The 22,682-nt window shown below is 64.0% G+C and carries 22 protein-coding genes; 13 read left to right on the top strand and 9 right to left on the bottom strand.

Features of this window, described 5'->3' with window-relative positions:
• Positions 1 to 5 precede the first annotated feature (5 nt).
• From AC1D2G_RS31765 to AC1D2G_RS31745, 5 genes are all read left to right on the top strand, one after another.
• Positions 6 to 1,328, top strand: a complete 1,323-nt coding sequence (locus AC1D2G_RS31765; RefSeq protein WP_477397046.1) for a phosphatase PAP2/dual specificity phosphatase family protein — start codon at positions 6 to 8, stop codon at positions 1,326 to 1,328.
• Positions 1,325 to 1,768, top strand: coding sequence for a hypothetical protein (locus AC1D2G_RS31760; RefSeq protein ID WP_477418972.1), 444 nt, complete (start codon positions 1,325 to 1,327; stop codon positions 1,766 to 1,768). The genes AC1D2G_RS31765 and AC1D2G_RS31760 overlap by 4 nt, the downstream gene beginning before the upstream one ends.
• Complete coding sequence (locus AC1D2G_RS31755; RefSeq protein WP_457151781.1) at positions 1,765 to 2,427, top strand: lysophospholipid acyltransferase family protein; 663 nt, start codon at positions 1,765 to 1,767, stop codon at positions 2,425 to 2,427. The genes AC1D2G_RS31760 and AC1D2G_RS31755 overlap by 4 nt, the downstream gene beginning before the upstream one ends.
• Positions 2,427 to 3,362: a phosphatidate cytidylyltransferase gene (locus tag AC1D2G_RS31750; protein WP_095086039.1), complete on the top strand. Its 936-nt coding sequence runs from the start codon at positions 2,427 to 2,429 to the stop codon at positions 3,360 to 3,362. The genes AC1D2G_RS31755 and AC1D2G_RS31750 overlap by 1 nt, the downstream gene beginning before the upstream one ends.
• A gap of 108 nt (positions 3,363 to 3,470) precedes the next feature.
• Positions 3,471 to 4,445: a nucleoside hydrolase gene (locus AC1D2G_RS31745; protein ID WP_477418970.1), complete on the top strand. Its 975-nt coding sequence runs from the start codon at positions 3,471 to 3,473 to the stop codon at positions 4,443 to 4,445.
• 190 nt (positions 4,446 to 4,635) lie between these two features.
• On the opposite strand, the gene AC1D2G_RS31740 is transcribed toward AC1D2G_RS31745, so the two are convergent.
• From AC1D2G_RS31740 to AC1D2G_RS31725, 4 genes are all read right to left on the bottom strand, one after another.
• Entirely contained in the window at positions 4,636 to 5,619 is a 984-nt protein-coding gene (locus tag AC1D2G_RS31740) for a substrate-binding domain-containing protein (protein WP_457151784.1), read from the bottom strand.
• Between the two features lie 67 nt (positions 5,620 to 5,686).
• Positions 5,687 to 6,736: an ABC transporter permease gene (locus AC1D2G_RS31735; RefSeq protein ID WP_457151785.1), complete on the bottom strand. Its 1,050-nt coding sequence runs from the start codon at positions 6,734 to 6,736 to the stop codon at positions 5,687 to 5,689.
• Entirely contained in the window at positions 6,736 to 8,253 is a 1,518-nt protein-coding gene (locus AC1D2G_RS31730; RefSeq protein WP_477418968.1) for a sugar ABC transporter ATP-binding protein, read from the bottom strand. The genes AC1D2G_RS31735 and AC1D2G_RS31730 overlap by 1 nt, the downstream gene beginning before the upstream one ends.
• Complete coding sequence (locus AC1D2G_RS31725) at positions 8,250 to 9,248, bottom strand: LacI family DNA-binding transcriptional regulator (protein ID WP_477397036.1); 999 nt, start codon at positions 9,246 to 9,248, stop codon at positions 8,250 to 8,252. Before AC1D2G_RS31725 ends, AC1D2G_RS31730 begins: the two co-directional genes overlap by 4 nt.
• On the opposite strand from AC1D2G_RS31725, the gene AC1D2G_RS31720 reads away from it, so the two are divergent.
• The 3 genes from AC1D2G_RS31720 to AC1D2G_RS31710 all read left to right on the top strand — a co-directional run bounded on the left by AC1D2G_RS31720 (position 9,247) and on the right by AC1D2G_RS31710 (position 11,710).
• A complete protein-coding gene (locus AC1D2G_RS31720) occupies positions 9,247 to 9,732 on the top strand; it encodes a hypothetical protein (protein WP_477418966.1) in 486 nt (161 codons plus the stop codon). The genes AC1D2G_RS31725 and AC1D2G_RS31720 overlap by 2 nt on opposite strands.
• On the top strand, positions 9,729 to 11,303 hold the full coding sequence (locus AC1D2G_RS31715; protein ID WP_477418964.1) for an FAD-dependent monooxygenase: 1,575 nt from the start codon (positions 9,729 to 9,731) through the stop codon (positions 11,301 to 11,303). Before AC1D2G_RS31720 ends, AC1D2G_RS31715 begins: the two co-directional genes overlap by 4 nt.
• Positions 11,304 to 11,380: 77 nt before the next feature.
• Positions 11,381 to 11,710: a hypothetical protein gene (locus AC1D2G_RS31710; protein WP_457150672.1), complete on the top strand. Its 330-nt coding sequence runs from the start codon at positions 11,381 to 11,383 to the stop codon at positions 11,708 to 11,710.
• Here AC1D2G_RS31710 and AC1D2G_RS31705 read toward each other — a convergent pair.
• On the bottom strand, positions 11,686 to 13,221 hold the full coding sequence (locus tag AC1D2G_RS31705) for a winged helix-turn-helix domain-containing tetratricopeptide repeat protein (protein WP_477418962.1): 1,536 nt from the start codon (positions 13,219 to 13,221) through the stop codon (positions 11,686 to 11,688). The genes AC1D2G_RS31710 and AC1D2G_RS31705 overlap by 25 nt on opposite strands.
• A 154-nt stretch (positions 13,222 to 13,375) precedes the next feature.
• On the opposite strand from AC1D2G_RS31705, the gene AC1D2G_RS31700 reads away from it, so the two are divergent.
• Complete coding sequence (locus AC1D2G_RS31700) at positions 13,376 to 14,209, top strand: GyrI-like domain-containing protein (RefSeq protein WP_457150670.1); 834 nt, start codon at positions 13,376 to 13,378, stop codon at positions 14,207 to 14,209.
• A gap of 6 nt (positions 14,210 to 14,215) precedes the next feature.
• Here the strand turns inward: AC1D2G_RS31700 and AC1D2G_RS31695 are convergent, their stop codons facing one another.
• From AC1D2G_RS31695 to AC1D2G_RS31685, 3 genes are read right to left on the bottom strand one after another with little or no spacing between them, the layout of a single operon-like run.
• Complete coding sequence (locus tag AC1D2G_RS31695; RefSeq protein ID WP_477418960.1) at positions 14,216 to 15,361, bottom strand: alanine racemase; 1,146 nt, start codon at positions 15,359 to 15,361, stop codon at positions 14,216 to 14,218.
• Entirely contained in the window at positions 15,358 to 16,638 is a 1,281-nt protein-coding gene (locus AC1D2G_RS31690; protein ID WP_477418958.1) for a D-arabinono-1,4-lactone oxidase, read from the bottom strand. Before AC1D2G_RS31690 ends, AC1D2G_RS31695 begins: the two co-directional genes overlap by 4 nt.
• A 9-nt stretch (positions 16,639 to 16,647) precedes the next feature.
• A complete protein-coding gene (locus tag AC1D2G_RS31685) occupies positions 16,648 to 17,835 on the bottom strand; it encodes an MFS transporter (protein WP_477418956.1) in 1,188 nt (395 codons plus the stop codon).
• A gap of 124 nt (positions 17,836 to 17,959) precedes the next feature.
• On the opposite strand from AC1D2G_RS31685, the gene AC1D2G_RS31680 reads away from it, so the two are divergent.
• From AC1D2G_RS31680 to groL, 3 genes are all read left to right on the top strand, one after another.
• On the top strand, positions 17,960 to 18,586 hold the full coding sequence (locus AC1D2G_RS31680) for a TetR/AcrR family transcriptional regulator (protein WP_095086073.1): 627 nt from the start codon (positions 17,960 to 17,962) through the stop codon (positions 18,584 to 18,586).
• A 173-nt stretch (positions 18,587 to 18,759) separates the two neighbouring features.
• On the top strand, positions 18,760 to 19,056 hold the full coding sequence (groES, locus tag AC1D2G_RS31675) for a co-chaperone GroES (RefSeq protein ID WP_006203049.1): 297 nt from the start codon (positions 18,760 to 18,762) through the stop codon (positions 19,054 to 19,056).
• A gap of 62 nt (positions 19,057 to 19,118) precedes the next feature.
• Positions 19,119 to 20,774, top strand: a complete 1,656-nt coding sequence (groL, locus tag AC1D2G_RS31670; protein ID WP_095086076.1) for a chaperonin GroEL — start codon at positions 19,119 to 19,121, stop codon at positions 20,772 to 20,774.
• A 170-nt stretch (positions 20,775 to 20,944) separates the two neighbouring features.
• Here groL and AC1D2G_RS31665 read toward each other — a convergent pair whose 3' ends face one another.
• Complete coding sequence (locus AC1D2G_RS31665; protein ID WP_457150666.1) at positions 20,945 to 21,553, bottom strand: TetR/AcrR family transcriptional regulator; 609 nt, start codon at positions 21,551 to 21,553, stop codon at positions 20,945 to 20,947.
• 101 nt (positions 21,554 to 21,654) lie between these two features.
• On the opposite strand from AC1D2G_RS31665, the gene AC1D2G_RS31660 reads away from it, so the two are divergent.
• Complete coding sequence (locus AC1D2G_RS31660) at positions 21,655 to 22,665, top strand: zinc-dependent alcohol dehydrogenase family protein (RefSeq protein WP_477418954.1); 1,011 nt, start codon at positions 21,655 to 21,657, stop codon at positions 22,663 to 22,665.
• Positions 22,666 to 22,682 lie beyond the last annotated feature (17 nt).

Genomic DNA, 22,682 nt, shown 5'->3' with positions numbered 1-22,682 from the left:
ACAGGATGGCGTCATCGCTTGCATCCACGGTGCGCGCAGAACCTTATGGCCGGGTGGTCGTCAGGGCAGCCCTTTGGCTGGCCTTCCTGGCGCCGTTCTTCTACCTCAGCTACGGCTTCGCCAACTGGCTGGCGTCGCGGCGCGAGGACGTCGGCAGCATCGTGTTCGCCTGGGAACACAGCATCCCCTTCCTCGCCTGGACCATCGTGCCCTACTGGTCGATCAACCTGTTCTACGGCCTGTCGCTGCTGCTCAACGACAGCAGGCAAGGGGTCGACCGCCTGGCCGGACGTTATCTCACCGCGCAGATCGTCGCCGTTGCCTGTTTCATCCTCTTCCCGCTGACGCTGACGTTCGTGCGGCCTGCAACGAGCGGCCTGCCGGGTTTCCTGTTTGCCGTGCTTGGCGGTTTCGACAAGCCGTTCAACCAGGCGCCGTCACTGCATATCGCACTGCTGGTGATCATCTGGGATCACTGGCGCCACCGGCTCGGCGGCCTCCTCCTGCCGCTCTGGCATGGCTGGTGCTTGCTGATCGGCGCCTCGGTGCTGACGACCTGGCAACATCATTTCATCGACATCCCGACCGGCGCGCTGCTCGGTTTTTTTGCCCTGTGGCTGTTTCCGCGCGCCGGCGAGTTGCCGTTTTCAGGCGCCCGGCTGACCAGCGATACCAAGGCGCGCCGGCTGGCGCTGTTCTATGTGCTGGGCGCCGTCCTTGTGCTGGCCGGAGCCGCGCTTGGCGCCTTCTTTTTCGCCACGGCACTCATCCTGCTTTGGCCGGCACTTGCACTGGCCATCGTCGCCTTCGGCTATGCCGGGGCCGGCGCAAAGGTGTTCCAGAAAACCGCGGAAGGTCATGTGTCCCTGGCAAGCCGCGTCCTGCTTTGGCCCTACCGGCTGGGCGCTGGGGTGAATGCCGCGATTTGGACGCGTAATCTCCCGCCGTTCGTGGCCGTCAGTGACGGTGTCTTTCTCGGCCGCTTTCCGACGGCAAGCGAGGCCCGCGGCTTCGGCACAGTGATCGACCTCGCCGCCGAACTTGAAAAGCCGGCGGCCGCAGATTGCCGCTGGATCAGCTTTCCGATGATCGACCTGTTGCCGCCCCCCGTGACGATGCTTGAGCAGGCAGCCAGTGCGCTGGAGAGCGCGCGCCGCGGCGGTACGGTGCTGGTCTGCTGCGCGCTCGGTTTCCAGCGCAGCGCCGGCGTTGTCGCCGAATGGCTGGTGGCAACCGGCAGGGCCAGGACGCCGACGGTTGCCCGCGAGATGCTGATGGCGACCGGCCGGCCGGTTCATCTTGCCGAGGCTGAGGAACGGGCGGCATGACGGGCAATGCCGACCAGGAACGGGCCGATCGCTTTGCCCGCATGCTGATGAAGCAAGCCGCATGGCCGGCTGCGACTGTGGTGGCCGCAAATATCCTTGCGCCTTTGGCTGCTTCGACGCGCGGCGCCTTTGAGACCTTGCCTGCGGCCATTGCGCTGTCGGTCACAGCCGCGAGCGCGGTTGCCGTGCTGGCGCTGTCGGCGCTTCTGGTGTTCGACGCGCTGTTGTTCCGGCTGATGGCCAGCCACGATGACGAGGCTTCCGGTGGTGCCGCGGTGGATGACATACTGGCGCGCATGCGCCTGAAACCCTTCCCGTCCACGACACGTTCGCTCGATGACCGCATGGCCGGTACCCGCGCCTTACTGTTCAAGCAGCGCACCGCGCTGGCCCCGTTTGCCGCAGCGCTTCTGGCGGCGGGGTTTTGGGCGCCGCGATGAGCAAGCTTTCGCTCACGACCTTCACCTTGCTGCAGACGGTAACTTCCGTCGGCCTGTCTGCGCTGGCCTGGGTGGTGACCGGGGTGCGTCCGATCTGGAATGGCAGCCTGCCGTCCGACCGGCAGCGCATCTATTTCGCCAATCACACCAGCCACGGCGACTTCATCCTGCTGTCGGCCTGCCTGAGCGAGAAGGAGCGCGCGGTCACCCACGCCGTTGCCGCCGGCGAATACTGGGGAAAGTCGCGGCTGCGACGCTTCATCGCCGAGGACATGCTGTCGTCGGTGCTCATCAACCGGCAATGGACGAGACCTGAAGAAAACCCCATAGAGATCATGCTGTCCGTTCTCGACCAGGGCCATTCGCTGATCCTGTTTCCCGAGGGCACGCGCAACATGACCGAAGAGCCGCTGCTGGCCTTCCGCTCGGGGCTCTACAATCTTTCGATGGCACGGCCTGAGGTCGAGCTGATCCCCTGTTGGATCGAGAACATGTCGCGCGTGCTGCCCAAGGGCCAGTTCCTGCCGGTGCCGCTGCTCTGCCGCGTCGTCTTCGGCGCGCCGGTGGCGGTGGCTCCAGGCGAAGAACGCCGCGCCTTTCTCGAGCGCGCCCACGCCACGCTTCTGGCGCTCAACCCGCGCCCCGAGCGAGACGATTGATGCGCCACGAAATCTCCATTCTGATCATCGGCCTGCTGGCGGTGCTGACCACCGCCAGCATCGTCGCCGCCATACTTTCGGCGCGGGCGCCGAAGCCGCTCAGTTCAACGCTGGTCAACCTCACCCAGCGCATCAACGCCTGGTGGGTGATGGTGGTGTTGATAACGGTCGCCTTCTTCTTCGGCCGCGACGGCATGACCATCCTGTTCGCGCTGATTTCGTTTGCGGCGCTGCGCGAATTCGTGACGCTGACGCATACAAGCCGCAGCGACCATTGGGTGCTGCTCGGCATGTTCGGTATCATCATACCGTTTCAATACTGGCTGGTGTGGACCGCCTGGTACGGGCTCTTCGTCATCTTCATTCCGGTCTACTGCTTCCTGCTGATGCCGGCCATCACCGCGCTACATGGCGACACCGAACGCTTTCTCGAGCGGATCGCCGCCCAGCAATGGGCGGTGATGATCTCGGTCTATTGCGTCAGCCACGTTCCGGCGCTGCTGACCCTCAATGTGCCAGGCTTCGAAGGCCGCAACCTGTTGCTGATCGCCTTCCTGATCATCGTCGTGCAAGGCAGCGACGTGCTGCAATACATCTTCGGCAAGCTGTTCGGGAAACACCGCTTCTCGCCGAACGTCTCGCCGTCGAAAACCTGGGAGGGCCTGATTGGCGGCCTGGTGTCGGCGAGCCTGCTCGGCGCGCTGTTGTCGTTCGTGACGCCGTTCTCGCAGCTGCAGGCGGCAGCCGTGGCCTTCGTCGCCTGCTCGATGGGTTTTCTGGGTGGACTGGTCGCCTCGGCCATCAAGCGCGACCAGGGCGTCAAGGACTGGGGCCATCTGATCGAAGGCCATGGCGGCATGATGGACCGCACCGACAGCCTGGTCTTCGCTGCCCCGGTCTTCTTCCACATCGTGCGCTATTTCTGGACGGTGTGAGCGCCTGTTTGGAAACTCTACGCTGGGTCGGCTGAGCGCCAGATGCTTGACGGCGTAGATGCGGCAGTCTCTTGTCCCGACAGACTCGGCCGGCAAAAGAGGTGCCACATGGAAAAGATCATACTGGACTGCGACCCTGGGCATGATGACGCTATCGCCATCCTGCTGGCGGCAGGCAATCCACAGATCGATCTCCTCGGCATCACCACGGTGTCGGGCAACCACAATGTCGAAAACACCACGCGCAATGCTCTTTCGGTATGCACCGCCTACGGCATCAAGGTGCCGGTGGCGAAGGGCTCTCCCGGCCCGCTCCTCATCGATCAGGTGCTGGCCATCGAGATCCACGGCGAAACCGGGCTTGATGGCCCTGTTCTGCCGCCCGCCTCGTTCAAGCTCGACAAGCGGCATGCCGTCGACTTCATCATCGACACGGTCATGGCGCACGAGCCGGAGACGATCACGCTGGTGCCGGTCGGTCCCTACACCAACATTGCACTTGCCGTGCGCAAGGACCCCCGCATCGTCGAGCGGGTGAAGCGCGTCGTCGCGATGGGGGGAAGCTATACCAGAGGCAACATCACGCCCGCGGCGGAGTTCAATGTCTATGCCGACCCGGAAGCCGCCGACGTGGTGTTCCGGGCCAACTGGGACGTCACCATGGTGGGGCTCGACCTCACGCACCAGGCGCTGGCCACCAAGGGACTTCAGGACAGGGTGCGCGCCGTCGGCGGCCCGATGGCCAAGTTCATCCTCGATATCTGGGAGTTCATTGCGACCACGCATGGGGGCCTCCTGCAGATCGAGTATCCTGCCATCCATGACGCATGCTGCGTCGCGGCGATGATCGACCCGACCGTCTTCACCACCGAGAAGGCCGACATCCGCGTCGAGCTTGCCGGCCGGTGGACCAAGGGCATGACGGTCTGCAATTTCGAGAAGATGGGTGGTATGCACCATTTCGGCGGCACGGCGAGCGAGCAGGTCGACTTCCGCCACACCGTTGCGATGAAGCTCGACCATCAAAAATTCTGCGATCTGATTGTGGATGCGCTGGAGCGGCTGACTAGGCAGAAGGGATGACACAACCCTCCTCCGGATAGTCGTCGTAGCGATATCGCTATCTTCGCCCGTGACGGCACACGCGCCCCGTGTGATCCAGCGAACTCTTACCCACCGCGATCAGAGCCGGTCGACTTGCCGGTGAGGGTTGCGAAAGCGCGCAGGGCGGGGTCTGGACCCCGCCCTGGTTCGGACAATCTACAAGAAGAGCCTACTTGCCGGCGAGCTGCTTGGCGTTCTCGGGCGTGATCGCGGTGGTGTCGACGGTGACGGTCGAATCCACTGACGAGGCGCAGTCGAGTAGGATCTTCTTCGACATCTCGATCGCTTCCTTGGCACCGGTCGGATAGGTGAAGGTCGCGGCCCAGTCGCCTTTTGCCACCGCCTCGATGCCGCCGGCAGGTCCCGGCAAGCCGTCGGTGCCGATGATCTTGACGTCCTTGCCGGCGCCCTTGGCGGCGAGCAGTGCGCCGGCCGCCATCATGTCGTTCGAGGCATAAAGCACTTTGATGTCGGGGTGCGCCTGCAGCATGGCCGAGAAGGCGGTCTGGGCTTTGTCCGGCACCCAGTCGGCGGCCTGCTCGGCGACGACCTGGATCTTGGCATTCTCCTTGACGCCATCCTTGAAGCCGTTCAGCCGTTCGACCGCGGGCGTAGAGCTTGGCAGTCCTTCGAGCACGGCTGCTTCGCCACCGTCGGGCAGCAAGGTCTTGGCGGTATACTTGCCCGCCTCAAGGGCGATCTTGTAATTGTCGCCGCCGATGAAAGCGGTGTAGTCCTTGCCGGGATCGCCGACCGTCTTGCGGTCGAGTTCGATGACCGGGATGCCGGCATCCATGGCGCGTTTGACCGCCGGCGTCAGCGGTGCCGCCTCGAAGGGCGAGATCAGCAGCAAATCGACCTTCTGGGTGATGAAATTGTCGACCTGCGAGGTCTGCGTGTTGACGTTGCCGGCGCCGTCGGCGATCTGCAGCGTGAAGCCCGGCACTTCCTTGGCCGCCGCGGTCAGCTCGTCATTGACGTGCTGACGATAGGGTTCGGCATTGTTGGCTTGCGAAAAGCCGATGATGAACTGGCCGTCCTTGGCGCAGGCCTTGACCATGGGATCGGCAGCCTGGGCGGCTCCCGCGATGCACAGGCCAGCGCCTGCCAGAAGTGCTGCCTTGAGGGCACGCCTTTGTCTTGTGGTTTTCATACTCACTCTCCTCCTCGTCGGGCCGGGGCCAGACCTTGGTTGACTTCGACTTCCTGCCGCCAACCTCCTAACGACCCAAACCCTCGCGGCGACGAACGAGGGATTGAAGCACTGCCGCCAGCACGATGATCGCGGCGGTCGCGAGCAGCTGCATGGCAGGGGTGATGTTGTTGAGCTGAAGGATGTTGGCGAGCGCGCCGAGCATAATGGTGCCGGCGACGGTGCCGACCATCGAGCCGGCGCCGCCGAACAGGCTGGTGCCGCCGATGACCACGGCGGCAATCGCAGTGAGCTCGTAGCCCATGCCGTCATTGGCACTGCCAAAATTGAACTGGCCAGCATGCACGATGCCGGCAAGTGCGGCGGCAAAGCCGGTGATGGCGTAGACCGATATCTTGACCATCGACACCGGCACGCCGGAAATACGCGCCGCGCGCTCGTTGCCGCCAACGGCAAAGACATAGCGGCCGAAACGTGTGGTGTTGAGCACGATCGTGGCGATCGCGGCAAAGACGATGAACACGATCGTCGCCACAGGCACGGTGTTGTCGAACAGCCGCTCACCCAACACCGCGAACACCGGTGGCGCCAGCCCCGGCCCGTCGCCGTAGGAAATGTTGATGTACTGATTGCCCGACACGACCAGCGCCAGTCCGCGCGCCGCCTGCAGGCCGGCGAGCGTCACGATGAACGGCTCGAGCCGGAAGCGGCTGGAGATGGTGCCCTGGATGACGCCGAAGACGATGCCCATGACGAGCACCGCGAGGATGGTGGGGATGAGCCCGAAGCCGCCCGAGATCATCATCGATGCCGTGACGACGCTGGAGAGCCCGAGCACAGCGCCGACAGAAAGGTCGATGCCGGCGGTGATGATGACAAAGGTCATGCCAATGGCGATGATGCCGGTCTCGGACACGGCGCGAACGATGTTGGCGATGTTGTCGGGATTGAGGAACAAGATCTCGCCATGCCGCCGCGGCGAGAAGATGACGCCGCCGATCGCCACGACGACGAGGCCGATCAGGCTCTGGAAGCGCACCACCAAGGCTAGCGGATCACGATGCACCGGTGCTGCGGCCACCGGGCCGCTTGCCGCCGAAATCTTCTGCTCAGACATCAGGCCTCCCTGCCATTTGCCGCGTCAAGCACCGTGTGCTCGTCGACGCCGCCGATGAATTCCGCCACGTTGCGCCCTTGGCGCAGCACCACGATGCGGTCGCAAAGGCCGATCAGCTCCGGCATCTCGCTGGAAGCGACCAGGATGCCGAGGCCCTGTGCAGCCAGTTGCCGCAGCCGCGTGTAGATCTCACCCTTGGCGCCGACATCGACGCCGCGCGTCGGTTCGTCGAGCAGCAGCAGCCGGGGATTGCCGAGGATCTCCTTGGCGAGCACCACCTTCTGCTGATTGCCGCCCGAAAGCGCGCCGACGGCGATGTCGGGATTCTTCGGCCTGATATCGAACTGGCCGAAGGACTGCTTCACCGCGTCCGCCTGCCGGCGCGCCGACATCAGCCCGAAGGGTGAGATGCGCCGGATCACCGACATGACCAGGTTGAGGCCGACCGCCATCCTCAGCATCAGGCCGCTGCCGCGCCGATCGTCGGTGACGAAGGCGATGCCGGCGTCGCGTGCGGCCTTGATGGAATTGAGCTTTACCGGGCGGCCGTCGACCGCGACATCACCCTCCCAGCGACCGGTAAGGCCGGTGCCGTAGAGCGCGCTCAAGAGCTCGGTACGCCCTGCCCCCATGATGCCGGCCAACCCGACGATCTCACCCGCCTTGACGTCGAGTGAGATGCCTGTCGGCGGCTGCCATCCAGCGCTTTCATGGGCGAGCCTGAAACTCGCATTGCGCAGGCTGAGCAGCGTCTTGCCGGCCTCCCGGGCGCGTTCGGGATAAAGCTCATCCAGCGGTCGCCCTACCAGAAGGCGCACCAGCTCGGCCTGCGGCGCATGCGGCTCGGTGACGCCGGCGACGCGACCGTCGCGCATCACCGTAACCCGGTCGGCGATCTGCGGCACCTCTTCCAGGCGATGCGAGATATAGACGATGCCGACGCCGCTGGCGGCGAGCTTGCGCATGATGTCGAACAGCCTTTCGACCTCGCCCACCGTCAGTGCTGCCGTCGGCTCGTCCATGATCAGCACGCGCGAGGCGTAGGAAAGCGCCTTGACGATCGCCACCACCTGGCGCTGGCCGATCGACAGGTTCGCCACCATGCTGGCGGGATCGATGGCAAGCTCTATGGCTTCGAGCCGTTTGCGGGCCTCGCTGCGCATCGCCGGCACGTCAAGGAAGCCGCCCGGCCGCATCAGTTCGCGGCCAAGGAAGAGGTTGGCCGCCACGTCGAGCGTTGGCACCAGGTCAAGCTCCTGGAAAATGGTGGCGATGCCGGCCGCCTGCGCTTCACGCGGGTTGTTGAAGCGCACTGGCTTGCCGTCGATCTGGATGGTGCCCTCGTCCGGCGCATAGACACCAGACAACAGGTTCATGAGGGTCGACTTGCCGGCGCCGTTTTCACCGAGGAGCGCGTGGATCTCACCGGGCTTGAGGTCGAAGTCGACGCCACGCAGCGCCTGGACGCCGCCAAAGCGCTTGACCGCGCCGGTGACCGACAGCAGTGGCGCACTCATGCCGGCCTCGCGCAGGATTGGCGGACCTGCAGCGCGGCCTGCAGCCGCACCGCCTGCGGCTCCAAACCGGTGGATGCGATGCGGGCGCACAGCAAGGCAGCCGCCTGCCGTCCGATCTCGGTACAGGGCTGCGCGACAAGCGTCAGGCGCGGCTCGAAGCAGTCTGCCCATTCGAAATCGTCGAAGCCGGCAAGCGAAAGGTCCGCCGGTATCGAGAGGCCTCGTTCGCGGATCGCCCGCACCGCTCCGATCGTCGTCATGTTGTTGCCGGTGACCAATGCCGTAGGCGGCGAAGGCAATGACAGGATGGCGTGGGTCGATGCCGTTGCGCTCGCCGTGTCGACGTTCTCCGGCGAGACATAGTGCGGCAGGCACTCGAGTCCATTGGCGGCCAGCGAACCGCGAAAAGCGTCGATGCGTTCGCGCGTCGTCGCCAGATCCGGCTGGCCGGCGATGTAGCCGATGCGCTTGTGGCCGAAAGAGGCGACGTGATCGATCAGCGCGCGCATCGACGACTGGTTCTCGACGCCGATCTGGTCGAAGCGGTCGTCGGCGAAGCGGTCGATGAGCACGCAGGGCAGCTTCTTCTCCGCCAGATAGTCGATGGCCCGCTGCGGCGCGCCCGACGGCGCCAGGATGACGCCGTCGACCCGCCGCTGGTGGAAGGCGCGCACCACCGAAAGCTCGCGGTCGGGATCCTCCTGCGTATCAGAGAGGAAGACCATGAGGCCAAGGCGTGCGCATTCGGCCTCCACCGCGCAGATGATGTCGGTGAAATAGGGGTTGGAAATCGCCGAGATCGCCAGGCCCACGCTGTTGGTCGAGGCTACTTTCAACGATCGCGCCAGCTCGTTGGGCTGATAACCCATGGCGGCGATCGCATCATTGATGAGCTGCGCCTTCTGCGGCGAGACAAAGCGGGTGCGGTTGATAACATGCGAAACGGTCGAAACCGACACGCCGGCGCGGCGCGCGACCTCAGCCATTGTCGGCATGGTCACTCAAACGGAGTGCTGGCAAGCGCTCCTCCCTGATGATGCGTTCCAGTCCGCTCTCATTGGTCTTGGCGGATTTTGGGAAACCATAGGACCATCGAAACGTTTGCGCAATCGCTTCGATAGCCTTTTCCGGCCCAATTCTCGTCGCCCCCAAAAGATGGGCGTCTTGCAGGATCGGCCGATCACCTTCGTTTCGATTTTGCTCGATGCGCATTCGATGAAACTGACCGGGGTATCCCTTGGCGCTGTCAAGCGACGCTCTTCCGAGGCTTGTCCGCTCAAGGCAACAGCGCCGTTCCGCCGTGTCGCGATCCTTGCCGCGCCGATAGCTCCAGGCGGTGGCAGTGCCCGCGCAAGCAGACGACCAACTCAACCAAACATCGGAAAATTTTCAGAAACGAATCGGGATTTTTCGGCCCCGAAATCGCAAGACCATGCGGCTGGCGAAAAAGTCCGCACTGTTCAAGGAGAAGAAAAATGAGCATGTCAAAGACCAAGGTCCTCATTGCCGGCGCCGGGCCGACCGGGCTGACGCTTGCGCTCTGGTTGACGCGGCTCGGCGTGCCGGTCCGCATCTTCGACAAGGCGTCCGGCCCGGGCGAAACCTCGCGTGCGCTGGCCGTCCAGGCACGTACGCTGGAGTTCCATCGCCAGATCGGCATCGTCGAGGACGTGCTCGCCGCCGGCGTGCGGATCGAACAGCTCACCGTGCACACGCCGGCCGGCATAGCAGCCAGGCTGCCGCTGGCCGACTTCGGCCGCGGCATCAGCCCCTACCCGTTCGCTTTCGCGTTACCGCAGGATATCCACGAGCACGTGCTGATCACGCACCTGGAACGTGCCGGCGTCGAGGTCGAGCGCGACACGGAGCTGGTCGCCTTCGAGGACAAGGGCGATGCTGTCGTCGTTACCTTGAACAGGGGCGGCCGCACTGAAACGGTCAGTGCCGCCTACCTGGCCGGTTGCGATGGCGCTCGCAGCGCCGTGCGCCACGGGCTGAACATCGGCTTTCCCGGCGGCACCTACGAACAATCCTTCTACGTCGCCGACGTCGACGGTCGTGGCGACGTCACACGCAATGGCATGGACACTGTCATCAGCGCCTATGGCTTCGCCATCGTCATGCCAGTCCGGCAATCGGGCTCCCTGCGCCTGATCGGCATCGTGCCGAAAGCGCATGAGGCCGACGAGTCGATCACCTTCGAGACGATCCGCGCCGGTGTCGAGCGTGACACCGGCGTCAAGGTTCATCAAGTCAACTGGTTCTCGACCTACCGCGTGCATCATCGAGTCGCCGAGAATTTCCGCATCGGCCGGGTGTTCCTCGCCGGCGATGCCGGCCACATCCACAGCCCGGCCGGCGGCCAGGGCATGAATACCGGCATGGGCGATGCGGTTAACCTCGCCTGGAAACTCGCTGCAGTGGTGCAGGGGCGCGCCGACCAGCGCCTGCTCGACAGCTACGAGCCGGAGCGCATCGCCTTCGCCCGCAAGCTGATCGACAGCACCGACCAGGCGTTTCGGGTCGCCACCAGCCGCTCGCGGCTGGTCGGGCTGTTCCGCCGCTACCTGATGCCGAAGATCCTGCGCATAGCGCTCGGGACGACGGTGGGATCGCGCGCGTTTTTCGGGCTGATTTCGCAGACCCGCATCCGCTACCGCGAAAGTCCGATCAGCAGCGGCAAGGCCGGTAAGATCGAGGGTGGCGACCGCCTACCCTATATCGCCGGCACCAGGGACGACAATTTCGAGCCGCTGCGATCGCTGGATTGGCAGGTGCATGTCTATGGCGAACTCAATGCCGAGTTCCGGGCGATGCTTGCGCCCGCCGGCATCCCAATCCATGCCTTCGCTTGGTCGGACATGGCCAAGGCCGCTGGCCTGCAGCGCGACAGCGCCTATCTGGTGAGGCCGGACGGCCATGTCGCGCTGGCCTCACCGGTCCAGGAAGCAGCCTCCTTCCAGCGGTACATCGCGGGCCTCGCCATCAGGCCTCGGATCGCCGAGCGCGCTCCCTATCGCATCTCAGGCACCATGCACAGCCTGGCTTGAATCCGCCAACGCAACGGCGTGCGCTTTCGCGCGTACTGAAAAGACGTTTCATCATGACCAAAATCAGGAGAGAGAAAATGCCTATAGAATCCGTGAATAAGATCAGCCTGATCGCCACGGCGGCCGCTATTGGCCTCGCCGTAGAGATCATCGGCAGCACCTTGCCGGCGCTGTCATTCATCAGCCAGGCCGAGGCGCGTATCGGTCAGCCCTGGACGCCCCGCAGTGCCGCAGGCGTGGCGCGGCGGACCACAGCATGGCGCGTTCTGAGACACACCACGGCTTGGGTCGCCACACTGCCGACAGGCTGCGTGCGCACCAAGGTCAACGGCTTCGATGTCTGGCGTTGCGGCGGCACATACTACCGTGCCTATCAGGGCCGCTATATCGTGGTGGTCGTCGATTGACCGGCCTCGGACGTGGTCTCGCCGAGTGCGAGTCTGACGCCTTCCGCAAGGTGCTCGGCGTCGACCTTGTTCTCGAATGGCACGCCGCGCAGCGCGTAGTCGATCGGCGAAAACGGATCGCCCTGCTCGATGAGGGCGATCTGCCGCCGCGCCCGCTCCATGTCGCCTATCTGGGCATAGCAGGCCGCCAGCCTGGTGCGTATCCAGGGCGCGGGACGCGTGGCTAACTCCAGCGCCTCCGCCGCCTGCCGGTATTCCCCCATCATGTAGAGTGCCAGAGCCCTGTCAAACTGGTACCAGTGCGGGTGCAAGGGATCGATGCGGATGCCGCGCGCCAGCCACGTCAGCGCATCCAGCGGCCGGCCGCGCATGGTGAGCAGCATGCCCATCTGCTCGATGCAGTCGGCATCGTAGGGATTGAGCTGCAGCGCGATGCGCATGTGATGCTCGGCCGCTTCATGGTCGCGCATATACAGCCTGATCAATGACTGCACACGGTGGCCGGTCGGCTGGTCCGGCGACAATGCCAGGCCCTTGTCGGCGAGATCGCGCGCATTTTCCAGCACTGCGTCGCTGGCGCGCCCGAATTCTCCATCCAGCGCCCGCGTCAGAGCGAGATAAGTGTAGGCCAGTCCATAGTTCGGATCCTTGGCGATTGCCGCCTCGAACAGAGCCTCCGCACCTTTCTGGTCGGTCTGGGCCGGGTCGCGCAACAGCGCAAAGCCGCGCAAAGCCAGTTCATAGGCGGCAAGGCTGGTGACCGGCTTGCGCGATGCCTGTTGCAGCCCTGCATTGGTGACCCGCGTAACCAGCCTGCCGACGATCTGCTCGACGACCTCCTGCTCGATGGCGAACAGGCCTGTGCCCTGCGACTGGTAGCGGTCGCCCCAGAGTTGGCTCGCAGTCGCGATATCGATCAGGTTCACGGCCGTTATCACTTGCTCGCCTTGGCGTCGCAGCGATCCTTCGACAAGATAATCGGCGCCGATGCGGGCGCGGATTTGAGACCACTCGTCGCGTCCGAAGGAGGCGAACGAAAAACTCGAATTGCGGGCGAGCACCGTGACCGTCCCAAAGCGCGCCAGGCCGTTGATGATATCCTCGGCAAAGCCGTCGACCACCGCCTCGTCGGCCGGATCACCGCTGTCGTTGCGAAAGCGTATCACGGCCACGACCGGTTGCGCCCCGATCTCCGGCGCGGTCTCGGCTTCAGCGGCGAGCATATAGCCGCGCTTGGATACAGTACGCACCATATCGTCGCCGAGCACCTTGCGGATTTCGCGGATCGACTGGGTCAGCGAATCCTCGGTGACGTAGACACCCGGCCATACGACATCCATCAGTTCCGATTTCGGAACGACGCGGCCCATGTTGCGGGCAAGGTGCGAAAGCAGCGCGTAGGCCTTCGGGCGCAGGAACAGCGGCTCGTTGACGCCACGCAACGTTCCCCTGTCTAGGTCGAGAGTGTATCCGCCGAACCGGAAAAGCTGACCGGCAGTCGCCGTCGTCATTGGGACCCCTCCCCGGACACTGCACATCATGCCGCGTCGAACCCACATCAACGCGGCACGGGATTTGGTGCATTATTGCCCAGTGCGCAATTTCAATCAAACTGGCCGCTTGGAGAGACAGCAAGATGATCTGGCCAACGCGGGAAGGAACTCGATGAATCCGACGGAAAAAGCGCTGTGGTTCGTCGAGAGCCATCTGCCCGAGGCGGTCTCGCTCGACGATATCGCCCAAAGCAGTGGCGTGTCGCGCTTTCATGTGACGCGGGCTTTCGGGGCCGCCACCGGCCGCTCGGTGATGGGCTACATGCGCGCACGCCGGCTGACCGAAGCGGCGCGCAAGCTGGCCCGCGGGGCGCCCGACATCCTCTCGCTCGCGCTCGACGCCGGCTACAACTCGCATGAGGCTTTCACCCGCGCCTTCCGCGACCAGTTCGGCACCACGCCGGAACTGGTGCGCGCGCGAGGCACGCTCGACAACCTCGATCTCGTGGAGCCGATCCTGATGGACCAGTCCTTCCTTGCCCACCTCGAACCACCGCGCTTCGAAACCAGCCGGCCGTTCCTGATCGCCGGCCTCGGCGAACGCTACAGCTGCGAATCGAGCGCCGCCATTCCCATGCAGTGGCAACGTTTCGGTCCCTATATCGGCAACATTCCGGGCGAGACCAGCGACGTCGCCTACGGCGTCTGCGTCAACGGCGACGATGCCGGCAATTTCGACTACATCGCCGGCGTCGAAGTGTCGGATTTTTCCGACCTGCCGAAGGAGCTCAGCCGGGTGCGCGTGCCAGCGCACAAATATGCCGTCTTTGCCCATCGCGAGCACATCTCGACCATCCGCCGGACCGTCAACACGATCTGGAACAAATGGCTGCCGGCCTCCGGTCACGAGATCGCGGATGCTCCCGAATTCGAGCGCTACGGCCCCGAATTCGATCCGCGCAGCGGCAATGGCGGGCTGGAGATCTGGATACCGATCAAAGCGTAGTCAGGATTACATCATCGGCAGTGCCGGCCAGCGATCGGTTATCCTGCCACCGGAGAACACCGCGATCGATCCGAACTGCTGTAGCACCGCCTCGCTCTGCGTCGGGCGCAGGAAGGCGTAGTCGCCGGGCCTCGCGGTCGCATCAGCCGGCAGGCCCATGAATTGCTGGTTCGAGGAGAGACCGAGAAGGCCGTTCGTCTTCATGCCTTCGGGAAAGGCCGGCTCGGCCATCCACTTGCCGCCATAGAGATAGCAGCCCTTGCGTGGAAAGCGGCCGAGCGCCTGCAGCAGGCGGGTGACGGCCGGCGGGCCGGGCAGCTTCGGCTCTACCACTTTCAGGATCGGCGTCGCGATAAAGGCCGCCGGCTGGAAGCCTTCGAGGCCGGGCGTATCGAAATCGCTCGGCAGCACAAAGGCCGAGCCCATCGACACCTCGTTGGCAGCGCTGCGATGGTGTAGCAGCGCGGTCTTGCTGCCGCCGATGTTGAGGATGCGGCGCTGGTCGGCGCCGAGGCACGCGACGAAGGCGGTGGCCCGTTCCGAAGCTTTCGCCAACGCCTTGGCCGGCCCGCCGAACAGGCCGGGGATGAGCGGCGCATGCGCCTCGTAAGCCATGACGCCTTCGCAATGCAGCCGTTGATGAGCCGGTAGCGCGCCTAATGCTTTCGACAAGGCCTCCGGGCTGGCAAAGCCGCCGCGATGCAGCCCGACATCGATCTCGAAGGCGATGCGCAGCTCGACGCCGAGTTCGGCCGCGAGTACGCCATACTCGGCCAGCCTCTCCTGGGTATCGATCAGCCAGCAGACACGCGACCAGTCGGCGTCCCCTTTCACCAGTGCCGCCCTTGCCGCTTCGACCAGCATCGGCTTGCCATAAAGCAGATCGGCATCTGGAAATGCCTTCAACACCGCTCCGCTGATCGGTGGATGGAAAGTCATGAATCGATTGGTGCCTAGAGCCTTGCCGATGTGCGACAGCAGCGGCAGGCAAGCGAGCGACTTGTCGACCAGCCGCACGGCAAGGCCGGCGTCAAGCCTCTCTTTCACCAGGTCAATGTTTCGGTCCAGCCGATCGCGATCGAGCAGCAGGCAGGGCTGGAAGATACCGGCTTCCTTCAACGCATCCGAAAGAGCGACGAAATAGGCGCTCATTGGTCGATGCCGAACAGGCCGGCCATGTAGGGCGATATAAATCGGTTTTGCGGGTCGATGTCGCGGCGCACCGCCATCGCATCGTCCCAGCGCGGATACAGCCTCTTCAGGTCCGCCGCCTTCAGGCTGTGCATCTTGCCCCAATGCGGCCTGCCGCCATATTTGCGGAAGATCGGCTCGGCCGCCCGCATGAACGGCAGCGGATCGCTTGCCGCGTCATGGTGGATGGCGATCGAGCAGGTCAGCCTGTTGTGGAATGGCGACAGCCAGAACTGATCCGGTGCGACGGAGCGAACCTCCATCGGGAAATAGACTTCGGGAAAGCGCTTCTCCGTCAGCTCGATGATCTCGGCCAGCGCCTTCGGCCCCTCCTCGAACGGCAGATGATATTCCATCTCGTTGAACTTGGTCTGCCGGTCGCTGGCATAGACGTTGAGCCAGTCCTGCACATAGTCCTCGGCAGGCACTTTCGCGACAGCGCCGCGGATCAGCCGGCGGCGGAGCGACGGCAGCCAGGCGAGCCCGGTGCGCAGCCGGCGCAGCGTCCTCAACCCGCCCTCGTCATCCTCGGTCGGGCGCGTGGTGGTCGCCGCAGTGCTGAAATCGCTCGCGATGAACTGCGCATAGCCGGAAAACGGAATGTAGTAGAATTCGGCCGAACGATGCGCGGCCATCATCGTTTCGAAATCGCGCAGCATGTCGGCGATCGGCAGCACCCATTTGCGGCGGCGCAGCCGGTAGGTCGCAATGTTGTTCAGCGACACCTCGGTCATCACGCCGAAGGCGCCAAGTGCGACGCCGACGGCATGGATCATCTCCTGATCCCCTGCCCGCTTGAAGTCGCGGAGTTTGCCAAGCCCGTCGACGATCTGCACCGTTTCAAGCTGCGTGTGGTAGGCACCGAGCGTCGGTCCAGAGCCATGCGTGGCGGTGCCGAGCGCGCCACCGATCGCCTGGCGGTCGATGTCGCCCATATTTGGCAGGCCCTGGCCGATGCCTTGCAGGATGTGCATGAGCGGGCCGAGCCGGGTCCCTGCCCGCACGCTTGCCTGATGTTTTTCGACGTCGTGCGAGACCAGCCCTTCCAGTCTCTCCAAGGACAGGATCGTGCCCTCGGATTTCACCAGCGGCGTAAAGGAATGACCGGCTCCGACGACGCGGACCGGACCGGGTGCGGTGCGAACGAGATCACCGAGTTCGCCAGCATCAGTTGGGGTGGCAATCAGCTGCGGTTCAGCGCTGACGTAGCCGGACCAGTTGCTCCAGGTGTTCGACATGTTGCCTCCTCAGGCAACGGCGCGGCGACGCCGGGACACAAGGATGAACAGGCCAAGCAGCGCCGCGCTGGCAATGGCGCTGGTGGCGGCGAATTCCGGCACGGGGCGAAAATCCTTGCCGTCGATGAGCAGCGACGCCGCGACCGGCCCGATCGCCAGGCCAAAAAGCTGCGCCGCCGGCACCAGCAGCACGGCGGTGCGCGTCTCATCGGCGGTGATCGCCAGCCGTATCTGGTAGGGCACGATGAACAAGAGGATGAAACCCATGACCAAGGCGGCAACCCAGAATGTGATGAGGTCAGGTCCGCTGGCGAGGACCAGGGAACTGACAAACGCGACGGCGCCGATCGCGGCGATGGCAAGGCGGTAATCGATGCGCGCCTCGAACACGGTCGCTGTCATCGCGCCCAGGACCTGAACCGCGAGGCTGGCCGAGACGATCAGGCCGACGGTGCGGCCATCGATGCCGTATTGTGCGCCAAGCGGCTCCAGAAAGGCCCACACCGCGCCGAAGAACATGAAGTAGCAGAAGACCGACAGCAGCGCGGTCATCGAAGGGACCGTCAGCACATTGGCCAGATTCTCTTCCTTGGGCAGATCGGCATAGTCACTGGGAACGGTGAAGGCGATCGCCACCGAGGCAACGCAGACGACGGCGAGAACGATGAAGCCGCCCGCCGACCCGGCTGCCGGGATGACATAGAGCGCCAGCATTAGGGCAAGCGCGCATTGCGCCAGCGTTTGCATGGTAACGAAATACCCGCCAATGCGCTCGGCCCGCCGCGAGCGGGCAATGAGTTCGGTTGCGACCGCCACCAGGCCGCCTTCGGCCAGGCCTGCCAGGGCGCGAGCCGCAATCAGCATGTTGGCGCCGGCGGCATAGGCCGTCCAAACATTCGCCATCGCCAGCAGGAGCAGAAGGGCCGCACTTTTCCAGCGCATGTTGTGGGCCGAAAGCAGCATCGCCACGATTGCCGAGCCGATGGCAATGGCGATCATCTCGGCGGTGGCGACCAGCGCCAGCTCATCGCCGCTGACATGGCCCTCGGTGAAAAGGGCGCCGAGCAGCACCGGCTGCAGTCCGAGGATGAGCAGGCCGACCGAACCGATCCACAGCGCCGAGGCAAGCTGCCGGCCGGTCGGATTGCCGACCAGCCAGTCGCCGCTTCCGGTGTGCCCGGTATCTGTCGAAGTCAAAGGCGTCTCCCAAGGTCCTTGCCGTGCGGCAAAAAAACTGACAACCTGTCAGCATTTCAGAAACTGATACTTGATCATATTTTTTGTCAATCAGAATTTGGAAACTCGTGCGAAAGACCCGTGCATGATGGAAGCAACGCGAACGGCCACCGAACCCAGGCGCAAACCCAAGCAGGAGCGCAGCCGCGAGCGCATTGACGCGATCCTGTCGACAACCATGCGGCTGATCGGCGAAAAGGGCATCGACGCCGTGACAATGAAGGAGGTCGGCATGCTGGCGGGCGGACCGATCGCCACCGTCTACCATTACTTCCCCAACAAGTCGGCGATCCTGGCAATGCTCTACGAGCGGTTTTCCGAGGTCAGCCGCACGCGGCTGACAGCGATCATCAGCGACATCCGCGAGGCCAAGGACGTGATCGTGGCCGCCGACCGGCTGCTTGACGACTATCACAGCCGTGTCGCCGGCGATCCGGCCATCCAGGATTTGCAGAACGCCATCCAAGCCGACAAGGCGCTCAAGAATCTCGACATCGCCGAAACCCGGCATCAAGCCAAGATGTTCTGCGACCGCGTCAGTCCCCTGCTCGCCCCCGAGAAGCGCGAGCAGTTCGAACGCATCGTTCTGCTGATCTTCCAGCTAGCCGGTGGTGTGGTGCGCCTGGCACTTGCCGAGGGCGAAGCGGAAAGTCGGCAAACCATCGAGGATTACCGGTCGATCATCCACACTCAGTTGCGGCTCTTTCTCTAGCCGCCGCCTCATGCGAATTTCGCGTGTTTCGACAGCGTGTCGCGCCTTGACTCTGGCAGGCCGGCGGCCTATTTCAGCGCCACGTTAGCACTCGCCATTGGTGAGTGCTAACCATATGTCCGGCGTCGCCGGACGGAGGAACTGTTCTCACCGTTCTCATCGAGGAAGAAAAAATGGCAAAGTCGAAGTTCCGCCCGCTTCATGACCGCGTGGTCGTTCGCCGGGTCGAATCCGAATCCAAGACCGCCGGCGGGATCATCATCCCCGATACGGCAAAGGAAAAGCCGCAGGAAGGCGAGATCATCGCTGTCGGCTCCGGCGCTCGTGACGAAGCCGGCAAGCTCGTTCCGCTGGACGTCAAGGCCGGCGACCGCATCCTGTTCGGCAAGTGGTCGGGCACCGAAGTCAAGCTCAATGGCGAAGACCTTCTGATCATGAAGGAATCCGACATCATGGGCATCATCGGCTGATATCAGCACTTTCCGTCAACTGAATTCCCGGGCTCAATCCAAGCCCTTGCCAGGAGTTAAAAATGGCTGCCAAAGACGTAAAATTCTCCCGTGATGCCCGCGAGCGCATGCTGCGCGGCGTCAACATCCTCGCCGACGCGGTGAAGGTCACGCTCGGCCCCAAGGGCCGCAACGTCGTCATCGACAAGTCGTTCGGCGCCCCGCGCATCACCAAGGACGGCGTCACCGTCGCCAAGGAGATCGAGCTCGAGGACAAGTTCGAAAACATGGGCGCGCAGATGGTCCGCGAAGTTGCTTCGAAGACCAACGACATTGCCGGCGACGGCACCACGACCGCGACCGTTCTGGCGCAGTCGATCGTCCAGGAAGGCCACAAGTCGGTTGCCGCCGGCATGAACCCGATGGACCTGAAGCGCGGCATCGATCTGGCCGTGACCGAAGTCGTCGCGGCGCTTGGCAAGGCTGCCAAGAAGATCAAGACCTCCGAGGAAGTTGCCCAGGTCGGCACGATCTCGGCCAATGGCGACGAGTCGGTCGGCAAGATGATCGCGGAAGCGATGCAGAAGGTCGGCAACGAGGGCGTCATCACGGTCGAGGAAGCCAAGACCGCCGAGACCGAACTCGAAGTCGTCGAAGGCATGCAGTTCGACCGCGGCTACCTCAGCCCCTACTTCGTCACCAACGCCGACAAGATGGTTGCCGAGCTCGAGGACGTCTACATCCTCCTGCACGAGAAGAAGCTCTCCAACCTTCAGGCCATGCTGCCGGTTCTCGAAGCCGTCGTGCAGACCTCGAAGCCGCTGCTCATCATCTCGGAAGACGTCGAAGGCGAGGCTCTGGCCACGCTGGTCGTCAACAAGCTGCGTGGCGGCCTGAAGATCGCCGCCGTCAAGGCGCCGGGCTTCGGTGATCGCCGCAAGGCCATGCTGGAAGACATCGCCATCCTCACCGGTGGCCAGGTCATTTCGGAAGACCTCGGCATCAAGCTCGAGAACGTCGGCCTCAACATGCTCGGCCGCGCCAAGAAGGTGTCGATCTCCAAGGAGAACACCACCATCGTCGACGGCGCCGGCAAGAAGGCCGAGATCCAGGGCCGCGTCGCCCAGATCAAGCAGCAGATCGAAGAGACCACCTCGGACTACGACAAGGAGAAGCTGCAGGAACGTCTCGCGAAGCTCGCGGGCGGCGTTGCGGTGATCCGCGTCGGCGGTGCGACGGAAGTCGAAGTCAAGGAAAAGAAGGATCGCGTCGATGACGCCCTCAACGCGACCCGCGCGGCCGTGGAAGAAGGCATCGTTGCAGGCGGCGGCGTCGCCCTGCTGCGCGCTTCGGCCAACATCAAGGCCACCGGCGCCAATGCCGACCAGGCCGCTGGCATCAACATCGTTCGTCGTGCACTGCAGGCTCCGGCCCGCCAGATCGCGGCCAACGCCGGTGCGGAAGCATCGATCGTTGCCGGCAAGATCCTCGAGAACAAGGGCGCGACCTTCGGCTACAACGCCCAGACCGGCGAGTATGGCGACATGATCGCCATGGGTATCGTCGATCCGGTCAAGGTCGTGCGTACGGCTCTCCAGGACGCGGCCTCGGTCGCCGGCCTGCTCGTCACCACCGAAGCCATGATCGCGGAGGCTCCGAAGAAGGAGTCGGCTGGCGGCGGCATGCCTGGCGGCATGGGCGGCGGCGGCATGGGCGGCATGGGCGGCATGGACTTCTAAGAAGTCCATAAAGCACGCCCATGAATCCAAGTTGCTCAAGCCCGCAAGCGGGCTTGAGTGGCGGCATGGACTTCTAATCCAGCCCCTATCAACCTTCAGATACGGAAAGGGCGCCGAAAGGCGCCCTTTCTGTTTGCGTGTACCTTAAATCGTCGCGCCTTGACCGGCCCTCAGACCGCGGCATCCGCGCGTCGCCGTGCCTCTCCAGCCAGCACCGCGCCTTCAATCAGTGCCGCGACTTCGTCGGCGACCGCCTGCAACGGGGCGCGGTCGCGGGTGGCGCGCGCGATCACCATCAGCCCTTCCAGCGACGATTCGACCAGCAGCGCCAAAGCATGCGCGCGGCGCTCGGGCACCCCTGCCCTGACGAAGGCCTCTCGCAGCAAGCCGATCCATTGCTCGAAGGCCGATCTGCACAATTCGGCCAGCTCCGGCACATCGACCGGTGAATCCAACACCACGGGTGCGATCGGGCAGCCGAGCGTGAATTGGTTCTCCTCGAGCATGTGTCCGACCTCCTGGTAGATATGGTGGACGGCCACTGCCGGATCCTGCTCGGCGGCCAATGCCGCGCCCAGCCTTTGCGTCACCTTGTCGACGCTGTCACGCGTCACCTCGATGACCAGTTGGTCCTTGCCGCCGGGAAAGTGGAAGTAGAGCGAGCCGCGCGGCGCACCGCTGGCGCTCAAAATGTCATTGAGCGAGGTGCCGTGATAGCCACGCTGCCTGAGCAGCAGCGCTGTCGTCTCGAGTATGCGGGTGCGGGTGTCGTTGGCCATGTCAACCTCTGTCAGTAGCAATCATTATAGGCCTTGCATCAAATATGACAATCGGTCTACATAATATGTAGATCAGTCTACATATTATGGGAAAAGCAGACATGCACGCCTATCGTCTTGAAGGATCCGGCGGGACGGAATGCCTGGTGATGCGCGACGAAGCGCGCCCGGAGCCGAAACCGCATGAGATCGTCGTGCGCGTTCGCGCCACCTCGCTCAACCGACGCGACACGATGATCCTCAACGGCACCTATCCGCTGACGCCGCGCCAGGGCGTCGTTCCCCTGAGCGACGGGGCTGGCGAGATCGTCGCCATCGGCGATGCCGTCACCCGCTTTGCCGTTGGCGATCGCGTCACCGGCAGTTATTTCGCCCGCTGGATCGACGGCCGCATCAACGCCGGCCTCATCGACCAGCTCGGCTGCACGCTTGACGGCATGCTGGCCGAGTATGCCGTTCTCGACGAGCAATGGGCCGTGCGCCTGCCAGATCATCTCGACTGGCATGAAGCAGCAACGCTGACCTGCGCCGGCCTGACCGCCTGGAATGCGGTGACCGGCGCCGGAATTCCGAAGCCTGGCCAGTGGGTTCTGGTCATAGGCTCGGGCGGCGTCTCGCTGTTTGCGCTACAGTTCGCCAAGCTGCTCGGCTGCCGCGTCGTCGCCGTCACCTCACGTGGCGAGAAGGCCGAGAGGCTGCGGATGCTGGGCGCCGACCTTGTGATCTCGACTTCGGAGATGCCCGAATGGGGTGCGACTGTCCGCGACCAGACCGGCGGCATGGACCTCGTCGTCGAGACCGGCGGCCCGGCGACATTCGCGCAATCGCTGATCGCCAGCACGCTCTACGGGCACATCGTGCTGCTGACGCTGCAGGACCAGCAAGGCAGGTCAATCGAGATGCCGGCAGCGCTCTACCAGCGCAGCCTCGCTACCATCGGCCGCCTGTTCGTCGGCAGCCGGACCAATCTCGAAGCCATGCTGCGCGCTGTCTCACATCACCGGCTGCGGCCCGTCATCGACAAGGTCTTTGCCTTCACCGAAGCCGGTGATGCGTACCGCTATTTCCAGCAGGGCGACGTCTTCGGAAAAGTGGTCGTCGACGGCGCCTGATCCATCCATTTCTCGGA

The organism is Mesorhizobium sp. P2_C7 (assembly GCF_056404515.1).
This window is presented reverse-complemented; position numbering and strand designations above follow the sequence as displayed.